Raw genomic sequence first — 13,563 nt, forward strand, 5'->3', positions numbered from 1 at the left:
ACGATCAGGTCAGGAGCCCTTGGGGCCGCGGTTCTGCGGGCCCTTCTTGCGCTGACTCTTGGTCTGGCGCTTGGGCTGAACACGGGGGGCAGGGCGGTCCTCGACGACCTCTTCTGCCTCGACCACCTCGGTGGGGACAGGCTTGCCCTTGCGGATGGCCTTCGCCTTCTCGCGCTCGGCCTTCGCGTCGGCAGCAGGCGTGCCGGGGGCCGGGTTGCGGCGGATCACGTAGAACTGCTGGCCCATGGTCCAGAGGTTCGAGACGGTCCAGTAGACGAGGACACCGATCGGGAAGGCGACACCACCGATGGCGAAGACCACGGGGAGCACGTAGAGGAGCATCTTCTGCTGCTGGGCGTACGGACCGCTCATGGCGGACTCGGGCATGTTCTTCGTCATCAACTGACGCTGCGTGGTGAAGGTCGTCACTAGCATCGCGATGACCAGGACCGCAGCCATGATCTGGACGCCCAGGTCGCCGTCGGCGCCGAGGAAGGTCTTGGAGATCTGCACACCGAACAGCTCGGAGTGGGCGAACTCGGTGGCCCGCTCGTCGCTCAGGATGCCGCGACCCTCTTCGTTCTTCGCCGCCTGGTCGAGCAGCCGGAAGAGCGCCAGGAAGATCGGCATCTGCAGCAGCAGGGGCAGACACGAGGCGAACGGGTTGGTGCCCGCCTCCTTGTAGAGCGCCATCGTCTCCTGAGCGAGGCGCTCCCGGTCGTGGCCGTACTTCTTCTGCAGCTCACGCACCTTGGGCTGGAGCAGCTGCATGTTGCGCGACGACTTGATCTGCTTCACGAAGAGCGGGATCAGCGCGGCACGGACCACCAACGTGAGGCCGACGATCGACAGCACCCAGGCCGCACCCGACTCAGGGTCGAAGAAGAGGCTCCAGAAGTTGTGCCAGCCGACAAGCACCGCGGAGATCGCGTAGTACAGCGGCTGCATGATGAAGCTGCCGATCGAGGTGAAGAAGGACACAGAGGCTCCTCAGGAGGGGGAAGGAGTGTTGCGGGCTGGGGGAACCGGGTCCAGACCACCGGCGGCCCACGGGTGGCAGCGGCCGAGCCGGCGGATCGCCAGCCAGGTGCCGCGCAGACTTCCGTGGACCGTCACCGCTTCCAACGCATACGCGGAGCAGGTGGGGTGGTAGCGACAGACCTGGCCGTACAACGGACTGATGAACATCCGGTAGAGCTTCAGGAAGCCGATCAGCAGCAGCCGGATCGGGTCGTACTTCATCAGCGCACCGGTCATCGCAGCACCCGGCGCAGGCAATGGGCGAGGTCCTCGCCCAGCAGCGAGGAGTCAGCCTCCGCAGCAGCCGGCAGCGCACGGACCACGAGCACGCCAGAATCCGGAAGCACAGCGAGGTGCTCCCGGATCAGGTGTCGGAGTCGGCGACGCACGCGATTGCGGACGACGGCATTACCCACCGCCTTGCTCACCACGAAACCGACACGAGCCGGTCCCCGCTCCGATCCATCCACCCACAGGTGGAGAACCAAGGTTGCGGAACCGGCTCGACGGCCTTGACGGCTTGCCCGACGGAAATCGTCACCAGTCGTGAGACGGGACTCCTTCGGCAACAAGGCCGGTCGGATTTTCGCGCGTGAGCTCAGACGGCGAGCTTCTCGCGGCCCTTACGACGGCGAGCCGACAGGATCGCGCGGCCGGCGCGGGTACGCATGCGCAGGCGGAAGCCGTGCACCTTGTGACGGCGACGGTTGTTCGGCTGGTAAGTACGCTTGCTCACGGCTTCGCTCTTTCGATATTCGAGTGCAGGGCTTGTCCACGTCCGATGCCCGAACAGGCGGCACATTTCGGCTGGCACCGCCCGCCCAGGACGCCCGCTAGGTGGGCTTCGTGGACATGCGGCACCGGTCGAGACCGGACGCGACCTTGTAACGGTACGTGCTCGCCGATGAGAGGGTCAAACTCAGCACGCCGAAACCTGTGGATGACGGGTTGAACGTTACCCACAACCGGCGATAGGTTCGACCCCTTCACGGGTGGCTGAGGCGACTTTCCACAGCCCTCCAACTGGTCCACGTGAGGCACGTCACATTCACCGGAATGTTGCTGCTGACCTGGGAAAACAGTCCTCGACCCGAGGCCTGGACCAGCGCGGAGCGGCCCCGATTCCACCGATCGGGGTGGCCATGCACAACCTGTGGAGAAAGTTGTGGAAGAAATAGTTGCCGAGCGGTTGCCCGGCGCGCCATCAAGGGAGAATCACACGGTGTCCAGCGGCGACGATCAGCCCAACCTCGATCAGGTCTGGCGGGGGTTGGTCGACGATCTTCAGCCCAACCACCGCGGCTGGCTGCGCACCAGCGAGCCGGTGACCCTGCACGAGAGCACCGCGATCATCGCGGTTCCCAACGAGTTCACCCGCAACCAGCTCGAGGGCCGGCTGCGCACCCGCCTGGAGGACTCCCTCACCGCTGCCTATGGCCAACAGATCCGGATCGCGGTGACGGTGAACCCCCAGCTCGAGCAGGCGATGGATGCCGACCCCGAGCCGCTCGCGCCCGAGCCCACTCCGGAGCCGGAGCCTGCTCCACTCCCGGAGCTCACCGGGGAAAGTCAACTTGTCGACAAATCGACTAGTGGACAGGGAAGTGTCCTCGAGACGCGGCTCAACCCCAAGTACACGTTCGAGACCTTCGTCATCGGCTCGTCCAACAGGTTCCCGCACGCGGCCGCCGTCGCCGTGGCCGAGTCGCCGGGCAAGGCGTACAACCCGCTCCTCATCTATGGAGACTCCGGACTGGGCAAGACGCACCTGCTGCACTCGGTCGGGCACTACGTGCGCGCCCTGTTCCGCGGGATCAAGGTGCGCTACGTCTCCAGCGAGGAGTTCACCAACGAGTTCATCAACGCGATCAAGGACAAGCGGCCGGAGACCTTCCAGCGCCGCTACCGCGACGTCGACGTCCTGCTCATCGACGACATCCAGTTCCTCGAGGGCAAGACCCAGACGCAGGAGGAGTTCTTCCACACCTTCAACGCGCTGCACAACGCCAACAAGCAGATCGTGCTCACCAGCGACCGGCCGCCCAAGCGCCTCGAGGCGCTGGAGGACCGGCTGCGCAGCCGGTTCGAGTGGGGTCTGATCACCGACGTCCAGGCACCCGACCTGGAGACCCGGATCGCGATCCTGCGCAAGAAGGCAGCGATGGAGCGGATGTCGGCGCCCGCCGACGTGCTCGAGTTCATCGCCTCCAAGGTGCAGACCAACATCCGCGAGCTGGAGGGCGCCCTGATCCGGGTCACCGCCTTCGCGAGCCTGAACCGCCAAGAGGTTGACACCACCCTCGCCGAGATCGTGCTGAAGGACCTGATCCCCGAGGGCGCCGAGCCCGAGATCACCGCGGCCGCGATCATCGCCCAGACGGCTGCCTACTTCGGCGTCTCCATCGAGGACCTCACCGGCCCGTCGCGTGGCCGGCACCTGGTCCAGGGCCGGCAGATCGCCATGTACCTGTGCCGCGAGCTCACCAACCTGTCGCTGCCGAAGATCGGCGCCCAGTTCGGCAACCGCGACCACACCACGGTGATGTACGCCGAGCGCAAGATCAACCAGCTGATCGCCGAGCGCCGATCGGTGTTCAACCAGGTCTCGGAGCTCACGAATCGCATCAAGATGCAGGCCCGCCAGAGCTGAACAACCTGTGGAGAACTCCCCCGAACCCTACGAATGACAAATGAGTGATTCTGTGGGGAAGCAGAGAAGTTGTAGTTCTGAGCGGGGGAGTTCCACACCGGGTCGCAGTGCGTCCACTGCGCCACTCACAGCCCCTGTGCACAGGAAAATCCGGCCTGACCTGCGGAAAGACGAGTTCTCCACAATTTCCACGGACCCTATGACAACTGTGAGACCAATTTCTGCCTCCCAAGGACCGCGAACCCCCAACTGCCCGGCCAGCTGTGGATGACGAGCGAATGACAAGAACCTTGGAGGAGGCTTCGATCCCCCCAGGCCTCCCCTGGCCCACGCCTCGCATGGCAGGATGCAGGCTCAGGACTTGTTATTCGCTCTCACAGATCGCACCGGAGGAAGAGTTACGTGAAGTTCCGCGTCGAGCGTGACGTGCTCGCCGATGCTGTGGCCTGGGCTGCCCGCAGCCTCCCGATCCGGCCGAGCGTCCCCGTCCTTGCAGGCCTGCTCATCGAGACCACCGACCAAGGTCTGGTGCTCTCCACCTTCGACTACGAGACCTCTGCGCGCGCCGAGCTCAACGCCGAGGTCAGCGACGAGGGCAAGGCCCTGGTCAGCGGCCGGCTGCTCGCCGACATCTGCAAGAGCCTGCCGAACAAGCCCGTCGAGATGGTGCTCGACGGCGCCCGGGTCTCGCTGACCTGCGGCTCGGCCCGCTTCAGCCTGCAGACGCTGCCGGTCGAGGAGTACCCGGCCCTGCCGGAGATGCCCGCCGCGACCGGCACCGTGCGCAGCGATGTGTTCGCCCGCGCCGTCAGCCAGGCCGTCACCGCCGCCGGCCGTGACGACATGCTGCCCGTGCTCACCGGCGTCCGGATCGAGATCGACGGCTCGTCGATCTCGCTGCTGGCCACCGACCGGTTCCGGCTCTCGCTGCGCGACATCCCGTGGACGCCGGGCACTCCCGACGAGACGGTCGCCGCGCTGGTGCCCGCCAAGGTGCTCGCTGACACCGCGAAGTCGCTGAGCTCCGGCGTCGAGATCACCATCGCGCTCTCGGCCGGCGGTGCCGGTGAGGGCATCATCGGCTTCGAGGGCACTGCTGCCGGCGGCACCCGGCGCACCACCACGCGTCTGCTCGACGGTGAGTTCCCCAAGGTCCGCAGCCTCTTCCCGGCCGAGCACCTGACCGTGGCGACCGTCGACCGCGAGGCGCTGATCGAGTCGGTCAAGCGCGTCTCCCTGGTGGCCGAGCGCAACACCGCCGTCCAGCTGGCGTTCAGCGACGGCGTGCTCACCCTGGACGCCGGCTCCGGCGACGAGGCGCAGGCGAGCGAGTCGATCGAGGCCGTGATCAACGGCGACGACATCACCACCGGCTTCAACCCGGGCTTCCTGCTCGACGGCCTCGGTGCCATCGAGGAGCCGGTCGTCGAGCTCGCCTTCACCCAGTCGACCAAGCCGGTCGTGATGAGTGGCACCAGCGGGGACGGCGGCGAGGGTGGCGGCTTCCGCTACCTGTTGATGCCGCGCCGCCTGCTGTCCTGAGTCATTCCCCCAACCGCCACGATCGAGGAGGTCACCGTGCACATCGGACTCGTCGGACTCGGCAAGATGGGGGGCAACATGCGTGCCCGGCTGCGTGCGGCCGGACACACGGTCACCGGCTACGACCGCAACCCCGACCTTGCCGACGTCGACTCGTTGCCCGCGCTGGTCGACGCCCTGCCCAGCCCCAAGGTGGTCTGGGTGATGGTGCCGGCCGGTGAGCCCACCCGGGCCACCGTCGAGGAGCTGTCCGGCCTGCTCGGTGCCGGCGACGTCGTCGTCGACGGCGGCAACTCGCGGTGGACCGACGACCAGAAGCATGCCGAGTTGCTCGCCGAGCACCAGATCGGCTTCGTGGACTGCGGCGTCTCCGGCGGGGTGTGGGGCGCGCAGAACGGCTACGCGCTGATGTACGGCGGCGCAGCCGACGACATCGCCAAGGTGCAGCCGGCCTTCGACGCACTCAAGCCCGAGGGCGACTCAGGCGCGGTGCATGCCGGCAAGGTCGGCGCGGGACACTTCGCCAAGATGGTGCACAACGGCATCGAGTACGCACTGATGCAGGCGTACGCCGAGGGCTGGGAGCTGCTGGAGAAGGTGGATCTGGTCGACAACGTGACCGAGGTCTTCGCCTCCTGGCGCGAGGGCACGGTGATCCGCTCCTGGCTGCTCGACCTGATGGTCAACGCGCTGGAGGAGGACCCGGGCCTGGCCGAGGTGCGCGGCTACGCAGAGGACTCCGGCGAGGGCCGGTGGACCGTCGAGGCAGCGATCGACAACGCCGTCCCGGTGCCGGCGATCACGGCTGCGCTCTTCGCCCGCTTCGTCTCCCGCCAGGACGACTCCCCCGCGATGAAGGCGATCGCGGCGATGCGCAACCAGTTCGGGGGCCACGCGATCCGCACGAACGATCCGGGTACGGCGCCCGGCGCGAGCTGATGCACGTCTCCCATCTGACTCTCCACAACTTCCGCTCCTACGCCGACCTCGAGCTTCCGCTCGAACCCGGCGTGAACGCGTTCGTCGGTCGCAACGGGCAGGGCAAGACCAACCTGGTCGAGGCGATCGACTACCTGAGCCGGCTCTCCTCGCACCGAGTCTCCAGCGACCTGCCCCTGGTGCGGGCCGAGACCGACCAGGCGATCGTGCGGGCCGCCGTGGTGCGCGACGGCCGTACCGCCGTGCTCGAGGTCGAGATCAATCCGGGGCGCGCGAACCGGGCTCGGATCAACCGCTCCCCCCTCCCCCGCACCCGGGACCTGATCGGTCTGGTCCGCACGGTGGTCTTCGCGCCCGACGACCTGGCCCTGGTGAAGGGCGACCCGTCGGAGCGTCGTCGCTTCCTCGATGATCTGTTGATGCTGCGGGCTCCGCGGATGGCCGGCGTCCGCGCCGACTACGAGCGGGTGCTGAAGCAGCGCAACACGCTGCTCAAGACGGCGCGCTCGCGCGGCGGATCGCGTGCGGTGCACAGCGACCCGACCATCCTGGACACGCTGGTGGTCTGGGACGAGCACCTGGCGCGCACGGGTGCTGAGATCCTCGCTGCTCGGATCCATCTGGTCGAGGACCTGCGCCCCTACCTCGGTGCGGCGTATCAGACGGTCGCGCGGGGCGCCGGTCGCGACGACGCCGATCTCACCTACAAGCCGTCGCTGGAGCTCGGCGTGGTGCTGCCCGAGGTGACGGCGCTGGAGGGTGCGCTGCGCGCGGAGCTGGAGGAGCGGCGACGCGACGAGCTCGAGCGCGGCGTCAGCCTGGTCGGCCCGCACCGCGACGACGTCCTGTTCACCTTGGGCTCCACCGAGCAGCGGCTGCCGGTGAAGGGGTACGCCTCGCATGGCGAGTCCTGGTCGTTCGCGCTGGCGCTCAAGCTCGCGTCCTACGACCTGTTGCGCCACGAGGGCGATGACCCGATCCTGATCTTGGACGACGTCTTCGCGGAGTTGGACAGTGAGCGGCGCAGTCAGCTGGCCGGCCTGGTCGCGGACGCCGAACAGGTGCTGGTCACCGCAGCCGTCGGTGCCGACGTCCCGCCTGAGCTGGGTGGGGTGCGGCACCTGGTCGCAGCCGGGGAGGTGGAACGTGGCGGAGCCGTCGGAGAGTGAGCACGAGGAGGTGCCCGAGGGCGCGGAGTTCTGGGCCGCACCCGACCACGACGCCTCCGGGCTCGATCTTGCCCGTGCGATCAGCAAGGCGACCGCCGGTGCTGCGTCGACGGCGCCGCGCCGCAAGCCGAAGAGCCTGCGCCGGCTGCGTCGCTCCGGCGTCCCGAAGTCCTCGGGAGCACACCCCGACGAGCGCGATCCGCAGCTGCTCGACTCCACGATGGGCCGCCTGGTCTCCGACCTGGGCTGGGCGCTCGACCTGAAGGTGCACAGCGTCTTCGGCCGGTGGCCGGCGATCGTCGGCGACGAGGTCGCCCAGCACTGCACGCCGATCGCCTTCGCCGACGGCAAGCTGACCGTGCGCACCGACTCCACGGCCTGGGCGACCCAGCTCCGGCTGCTGGCGCCGACCCTGGTGCGCCGCCTGAACGAGGAGCTGGGCCACGGGACTGTGGTGGTGATCGAGGTCGAAGGGCCGCACCTCCCGTCGTGGCGCAAGGGCCGGTTCAGCACCCGCGACGGTCGCGGACCGCGCGACACCTACGGGTGAGCGTTCTGCCGATCTGAGGGCCCTTCGGAGGTATGGGGACTCAGCGGACCCCCTGCTGGGCCGTTCCTGACGGCTTTCCGGGACTGTGAGAGGCGATTTTTCGCGATCTTTATCCCCAGGCCGGGGGCTACATGCCTGGGATCGTGGTTTCCGCGGGGTAAGATGACAGTCGGGTCGTCGGGCCAGTCGTCGAGTCACTGAGCCGCGACCCTCTGCATGTCCTACGCAGTGCAGCCCACCAGATAGAGGAACGCGTGAGCGAGAACGAAGCTGTCGAGAACCCGACCGACCCCACGTCGACGGCCCCAGCAGATGGTGACACCTACGACGCATCGGCCATCCAGGTTCTCGAGGGCCTCGAGGCCGTGCGCAAGCGGCCCGGCATGTACATCGGCTCCACCGGCGAGCGCGGACTGCACCACCTGATCTGGGAGATCGTGGACAACGCGGTCGACGAGTCGCTGGCCGGCTATTGCGACACCATCAAGGTGTCCCTCAACGAGGACGGCTCGGTCTCCGTGGCCGACAACGGTCGCGGCATCCCGACCGGAACCGCCCCGGGCCAGGAGCTTCCGGCGGCCACCCTGGCGCTGACGGTGCTGCACGCCGGTGGAAAGTTCGGCGGCGGCGGCTACAAGGTCTCCGGCGGTCTGCACGGCGTCGGCTCCTCGGTGGTGAACGCACTCTCGACGAACCTGAAGCTCGAGATCAAGAACCGCGGCTACCTGTGGGAGCAGGAGTTCTCGATCGGCGTCCCGGACTACCCGCTGCGGCAGGTCCGTGAGCTGGAGGAGGGCGAGCGCACCGGCACCACGGTCACCTGGTCGGCCTCCCCCGAGATCTTCGAGACGACGACGTACTCGCTGGAGACGATCTCCACCCGGTTCCGCGAGATGGCCTTCCTCAACAAGGGATTGCGCATCGAGCTGCGGGACCTGCGCCCCCAGGCCAGCGAGATCGCGGAGGCGGTCTCCGACGGAACCGGCGTCCAGGACGGCGAGGCCGAGGTGCACGCCGCCCAGGTCGATGGTCGCGCCACGCTGGAGCAGGTCTTCCAGTTCGAGCGGGGTCTGGCCGACTACGTGGACTTCCTCAACCGGCGCAAGCAGCCGGTCTCGCCGATCATCGCCTTCGAGGCCGAGACCGGTGACTCCGTGGCGAACCCGATGAGCCTCGAGGTCGCTATGCAGTGGCAGGTCTCCTCGTACAACGAGTCGGTGCACACCTTCGCCAACAACATCAACACTCCCGAGGGCGGCACGCACGAGGAGGGCTTCCGTTCGGCGCTCACCTCGCTGATGAACCGCTGGGGCGAGGAGTGGGGCCTGGTCAAGAAGAAGGAGGACAGGCTCACGGGTGACGACATCCGGGAGGGCCTGACCGCCATCATCAGCCTGAAGATCTCCGAGCCGCAGTTCGAGGGCCAGACCAAGGCAAAGCTCGGCAACACCGAGGCCAAGGGCTTCGTGCAGTCGGTGGTCAACGACCAGCTCGGTGCCTGGCTGGAGCAGAACCCGTCGGACGGCAAGGAGATCATCCGCAAGGCGCAGGCCGCCGCGACCGCGCGGATCGCGGCCCGCAAGGCCCGCGACCTGGCCCGCAACCGCAAGGGCCTGCTCGGCGGCGGAGGCCTGCCGGGCAAGCTGGCCGACTGCCAGTCGACCAACCCCGCCGAGTGCGAGGTCTTCATCGTGGAGGGTGACTCCGCCGGCGGCTCGGCCAAGCAGGGCCGCGATCCGCGGATCCAGGCGATCCTGCCGATCCGCGGAAAGATCCTCAACGTGGAGAAGGCCCGCATCGACAAGGTGCTGGGCAACGCCGAGGTCCAGGCGATCATCTCGGCCGCCGGCACCGGCATCCACGAAGAGTTCGACATCGACAAGCTGCGTTACCACAAGATCGTGCTGATGGCCGACGCCGACGTCGACGGCCACCACATCAACACGCTGCTGCTGACGCTGCTGTTCCGGTTCATGAAGCCGCTGATCGAGCAGGGCTACGTCTACATGGCGCAGCCGCCGCTGTACCGACTGCGCTGGAACAAGCCGCACGAGCACGAGTTCGTCTACTCCGACGCCGAGCGTGACGCGCTGATGAAGGCCGGGATCGAGTCGGGCAAGAAGTTGCCCAAGGAGAACCCGGTCCAGCGGTACAAGGGTCTCGGTGAGATGAACGCCGACGAGCTGTGGGAGACCACGATGGACCCGGAGCAGCGGCTGCTGCTGCAGGTCACCCTCGACGACGCCGCGCACGCCGACGAGATCTTCTCGATCCTGATGGGTGAGGACGTCGAGCAGCGGCGGTCCTTCATCCAGCGCAACGCCAAGGACGTCCGATTCCTCGATATCTAGATCTCTAAAGAAATCCCTAGATTCGAGTAGACGACTTCAGAAGGAACTCCATTGAGCGAGAACACACCCGAGAACGTGCCCGCCGCGGTGGGCGGTGGCGACGGTGGCGGCGGCGGCCGGATCGACCAGATCGAGCTGCAGACCTCCATGCAGCGCTCCTACATCGACTACGCGATGGCGGTCATCGTCGGCCGTGCGCTGCCCGACGTCCGCGACGGCCTGAAGCCGGTGCACCGCCGCGTGCTGTACGCGATGTTCGACGGCGGCTACCGCCCCGACCGCGGCTTCTCCAAGTGCTCGCGCGTCGTCGGCGACGTGATGGGTCAGTACCACCCGCACGGTGACTCCGCGATCTACGACACCATGGTCCGTCTCGCGCAGCCGTGGGTGATGCGTGCGCCGCTGATCCTCGGGCAGGGCAACTTCGGCTCGCCGGGCAACGACCCCGCAGCCGCGATGCGTTACACCGAGTGCAAGATGGCGCCGTTGGCCATGGAGATGGTCCGCGACATCGAAGAGGAGACCGTCGACTTCCAGCCCAACTACGACGGGCGCTCCTCGGAGCCGACGATCCTGCCCAGCCGGTTCCCGAACCTGCTGGTCAACGGCTCTGCCGGCATCGCCGTCGGCATGGCCACCAACATCCCGCCGCATAACCTCGGCGAGGTCGCGGACGCCGCGATCTGGGCGCTGCAGCACCCGGACGCGACCCGTGAGGAGCTCCAGGACGCCGCCGTCGCGCGGATCAAGGGCCCCGACTTCCCGAACGGTGCGCTGATCGTCGGCCGTACCGGCATCGAGGAGGCGCAGCGGACCGGTCGTGGCTCGATCACCCAGCGTGCCGTCGTCGAGATCGACGAGGACAACAAGGGCCGCACCTGCCTGGTGATCACCGAGCTGCCCTACATGGTCAACCCGGACAACCTGGCTCTGAAGATCGCCGAGCTGGCCGACTCCGGCAAGGTGCAGGGCATCTCCGATGTGCGTGACGACACCTCGTCGCGCACCGGTCAGCGCCTGGTCGTGGTGCTGCGCCGCGACGCCGTGGCCCGAGTGGTGCTGAACAACCTGTTCAAGCACACCGAGCTGCAGACCAACTTCAGCGCCAACATGCTGGCGCTGGTGGACGGCGTGCCGCGCACGCTGACCGTGGACCAGTTCATCTCCAACTGGGTGACCCACCAGATCGAGGTCATCCAGCGGCGCACCCGGTACCGGCTGCGCCGTGCCGAGGAGCAGGCCCACATCTACCGCGGTCTGGTGAAGGCGCTCGATGCGCTGGACGACGTGATCGCGCTGATCCGCCGCTCCCCCGACGTCGAGGAGGCCCGCAACGGCCTGATCGAGCTGCTCGACATCGACGAGCTGCAGGCGCAGGCGATCCTCGACATGCAGCTGCGTCGTCTGGCCGCTCTCGAGCGCCAGAAGATCATGGACCGCCTTGCCGAGCTCGAGCGCGAGATCGCCGACCTGCTCGACATCCTGGCCAACGAGTCGCGCCAGCGGCAGATCATCATCGACGAGCTCGGTGAGATCGTCGAGAAGTTCGGCACCCCGCGTCGCTCGCAGCTGATCGCGGCCGACGGCGACCTGTCGATGGAGGACCTCATCCCCGATGAGGACCTGGTCGTCTCGATCACCCGCGGTGGCTACGCCAAGCGGACGCGCGCGGACCAGTACCGCACCCAGAAGCGTGGCGGCAAGGGCGTGCGCGGGGCTTCGCTGCGCGGCGACGACGTAGTCGAGCACTTCATCTCGACGACGAACCACCACTGGCTGCTCTTCTTCACCACCGCCGGCCGGGTGTACCGGACCAAGGCGTACAACCTGCCCGAGGCGTCGCGCGATGCCAAGGGTGGTCACGTGGCGGGTCTGCTCTCGTTCCAGCCGGACGAGTCGATCGCGCAGGTGCTGGCGATCCGCGACTACGAGCAGGCGCCATACCTGGTGCTCGCGACCCGTAGCGGCCTGGTCAAGAAGACGCGTCTGGGCGACTACAACTCGCCGCGCCAGGCCGGCGTCATCGCGATCAACTTCCGCGAGGACGACGACGTGCTGATCGGTGCCGAGCTGGTCTCCCCCGACGACGAGATCCTGTTGGTCTCGCGCAAGGGCCAGGCCGTGCGGTTCACCGCGGACGACGGCCAGCTGCGGCCGATGGGTCGCGCGACCTCCGGTGTGACCGGCATGTCGACCGCCGACGGCGACTCGGTGCTCTCGATGTCGGTGATCCGGGCTGCGGACGCTGCGGTGGAGGACGCCGACGAGGAGTCGGGCGCCAAGGTGCAGTACGTCTTCACGATGACCGATGGCGGCTACGCCAAGCGGACCCGGATCAACGAGTACCGGCGCACCAACCGTGGCACCAAGGGCGTCAAGGCGATGACCCTGGCCAACTCGGAGCGCGGGGTGCTGGTGGGTGCGTTCATCGTCGAGGACGGTGACGAGATCCTGACCATCACGCAGAGCGGTCAGGTCGTGCGCAGCCCGATCAACGCCGACTTCCGGCCGACCGGGCGCTCCACGCAGGGCGTGAAGTTCGTGACGCCGAAGAAGAAGGACTCGGTCGCCGTCGTCACCCGCTCGGTGGAGACCCGCGACGAGGACGAGATCGAGCTCGACGAGAACGGCGAGCCGATCGTGGTCGAGGGCGAGGTCGTCGACGGCGCCGTCGAGGGTGCTGGGGACGTCGAGAACGCGGCCGCTGACCAGGCGGATGCGACAATCGAAGCCACGCCCGATGCCCCCTCCACGACCGAGAACGGTGAGTAGTCGATGTCGGAGAGCCAGAAGGAGCCGCTGACTGCGCGGTTTCGCACCGCGATCAACTCCGCGGCAGACCAGATGCGCGCCAACGCCAACCCGGAGTCGGAGGACGCCGCGATGGCAGCCGCGCTGTCGTCGGGCGGACGTCGTCCGCGAAGGGCGCGGCTGCGGCTGACCCGGGTCGACCCGTGGTCGGTGATGAAGGCGTCGTTCCTGCTGTCGGTGGCGTTCGGCGTGGTCACCGTGGTGGCGGTCGGGATCGTCTGGATGGTGCTGGGCGCTGCCGGCGTCTGGGACTCGATCAACCAGATGGTGCACGACGTGATCGGCGGCGAGGACGGCACCAACTTCGAGGTGGAGAACTACCTCGGCACCGGGCGCGTGATGGGCTTCACGATGCTGGTGGCGGTGATCGACGTGGTGCTGCTGACTGCGATCGCCACGCTGACGGCGTACCTGTACAACATGGCTGCGGCACTGCTCGGCGGCGTCGAGGTGACGCTGTCGGAGGAGGAGCGCTGAGCTGACGGCGTCGCGGACGTCATGCGGACGGAGCAGCTGCTCCCCTGCTCCGCA

The 13,563-nt window shown here is 67.6% G+C and carries 12 protein-coding genes; 8 read left to right on the forward strand and 4 right to left on the reverse strand.

The features are described from left to right. Positions 1–9: 9 nt before the first annotated feature. Genes yidC through rpmH form a run of 4 tightly spaced genes read right to left on the reverse strand, consistent with a single transcriptional unit; the run spans position 10 to position 1,756 of the window. Positions 10–981, reverse strand: coding sequence for a membrane protein insertase YidC (gene yidC / locus ABD151_RS21275; RefSeq protein WP_343996876.1), 972 nt, complete (start codon positions 979–981; stop codon positions 10–12). Positions 982–990: 9 nt separating this feature from the next. Then, positions 991–1,257 (reverse strand): membrane protein insertion efficiency factor YidD, encoded by a 267-nt coding sequence (gene yidD / locus ABD151_RS21280; RefSeq protein WP_343996877.1) that lies wholly within the window; start codon positions 1,255–1,257, stop codon positions 991–993. Continuing rightward, complete coding sequence (rnpA, locus tag ABD151_RS21285) at positions 1,254–1,592, reverse strand: ribonuclease P protein component (RefSeq protein WP_343996878.1); 339 nt, start codon at positions 1,590–1,592, stop codon at positions 1,254–1,256. The genes yidD and rnpA overlap by 4 nt, the downstream gene beginning before the upstream one ends. A 26-nt stretch (positions 1,593–1,618) precedes the next feature. Further along, positions 1,619–1,756 (reverse strand): 50S ribosomal protein L34, encoded by a 138-nt coding sequence (rpmH, locus tag ABD151_RS21290; protein ID WP_343996879.1) that lies wholly within the window; start codon positions 1,754–1,756, stop codon positions 1,619–1,621. 486 nt (positions 1,757–2,242) lie between these two features. On the opposite strand from rpmH, the gene dnaA reads away from it, so the two are divergent. From dnaA to ABD151_RS21330, 8 genes are all read left to right on the forward strand, one after another. Continuing rightward, the gene (dnaA, locus tag ABD151_RS21295) at positions 2,243–3,670 is read left to right on the forward strand and encodes a chromosomal replication initiator protein DnaA (protein ID WP_415630112.1); all 1,428 of its coding nucleotides are present in this window, start codon (positions 2,243–2,245) and stop codon (positions 3,668–3,670) included. A gap of 402 nt (positions 3,671–4,072) precedes the next feature. Then, positions 4,073–5,212: a DNA polymerase III subunit beta gene (gene dnaN / locus ABD151_RS21300; protein ID WP_343996880.1), complete on the forward strand. Its 1,140-nt coding sequence runs from the start codon at positions 4,073–4,075 to the stop codon at positions 5,210–5,212. A 36-nt stretch (positions 5,213–5,248) separates the two neighbouring features. Then, positions 5,249–6,151, forward strand: a complete 903-nt coding sequence (gene gnd, locus ABD151_RS21305) for a phosphogluconate dehydrogenase (NAD(+)-dependent, decarboxylating) (protein WP_343996881.1) — start codon at positions 5,249–5,251, stop codon at positions 6,149–6,151. After that, positions 6,151–7,320 (forward strand): DNA replication/repair protein RecF, encoded by a 1,170-nt coding sequence (gene recF, locus ABD151_RS21310; RefSeq protein WP_343996882.1) that lies wholly within the window; start codon positions 6,151–6,153, stop codon positions 7,318–7,320. The genes gnd and recF overlap by 1 nt, the downstream gene beginning before the upstream one ends. Then, positions 7,298–7,870, forward strand: coding sequence for a DciA family protein (locus ABD151_RS21315; RefSeq protein ID WP_343996883.1), 573 nt, complete (start codon positions 7,298–7,300; stop codon positions 7,868–7,870). The genes recF and ABD151_RS21315 overlap by 23 nt, the downstream gene beginning before the upstream one ends. A 254-nt stretch (positions 7,871–8,124) precedes the next feature. Beyond that, entirely contained in the window at positions 8,125–10,221 is a 2,097-nt protein-coding gene (gene gyrB / locus ABD151_RS21320) for a DNA topoisomerase (ATP-hydrolyzing) subunit B (protein ID WP_343996885.1), read from the forward strand. 147 nt (positions 10,222–10,368) lie between these two features. After that, complete coding sequence (gyrA, locus tag ABD151_RS21325; RefSeq protein ID WP_415630114.1) at positions 10,369–12,993, forward strand: DNA gyrase subunit A; 2,625 nt, start codon at positions 10,369–10,371, stop codon at positions 12,991–12,993. Positions 12,994–12,996: 3 nt separating this feature from the next. After that, positions 12,997–13,509 carry a DUF3566 domain-containing protein gene (locus tag ABD151_RS21330; protein WP_343996886.1) on the forward strand — a complete coding sequence of 171 codons (513 nt, stop codon included), beginning with the start codon at positions 12,997–12,999 and terminating at the stop codon, positions 13,507–13,509. The last annotated feature ends 54 nt before the right edge of the window (positions 13,510–13,563 follow it).

This window comes from Nocardioides dubius, assembly GCF_039528155.1.
Classification (GTDB): Bacteria; Actinomycetota; Actinomycetes; order Propionibacteriales; family Nocardioidaceae; genus Nocardioides; species Nocardioides dubius.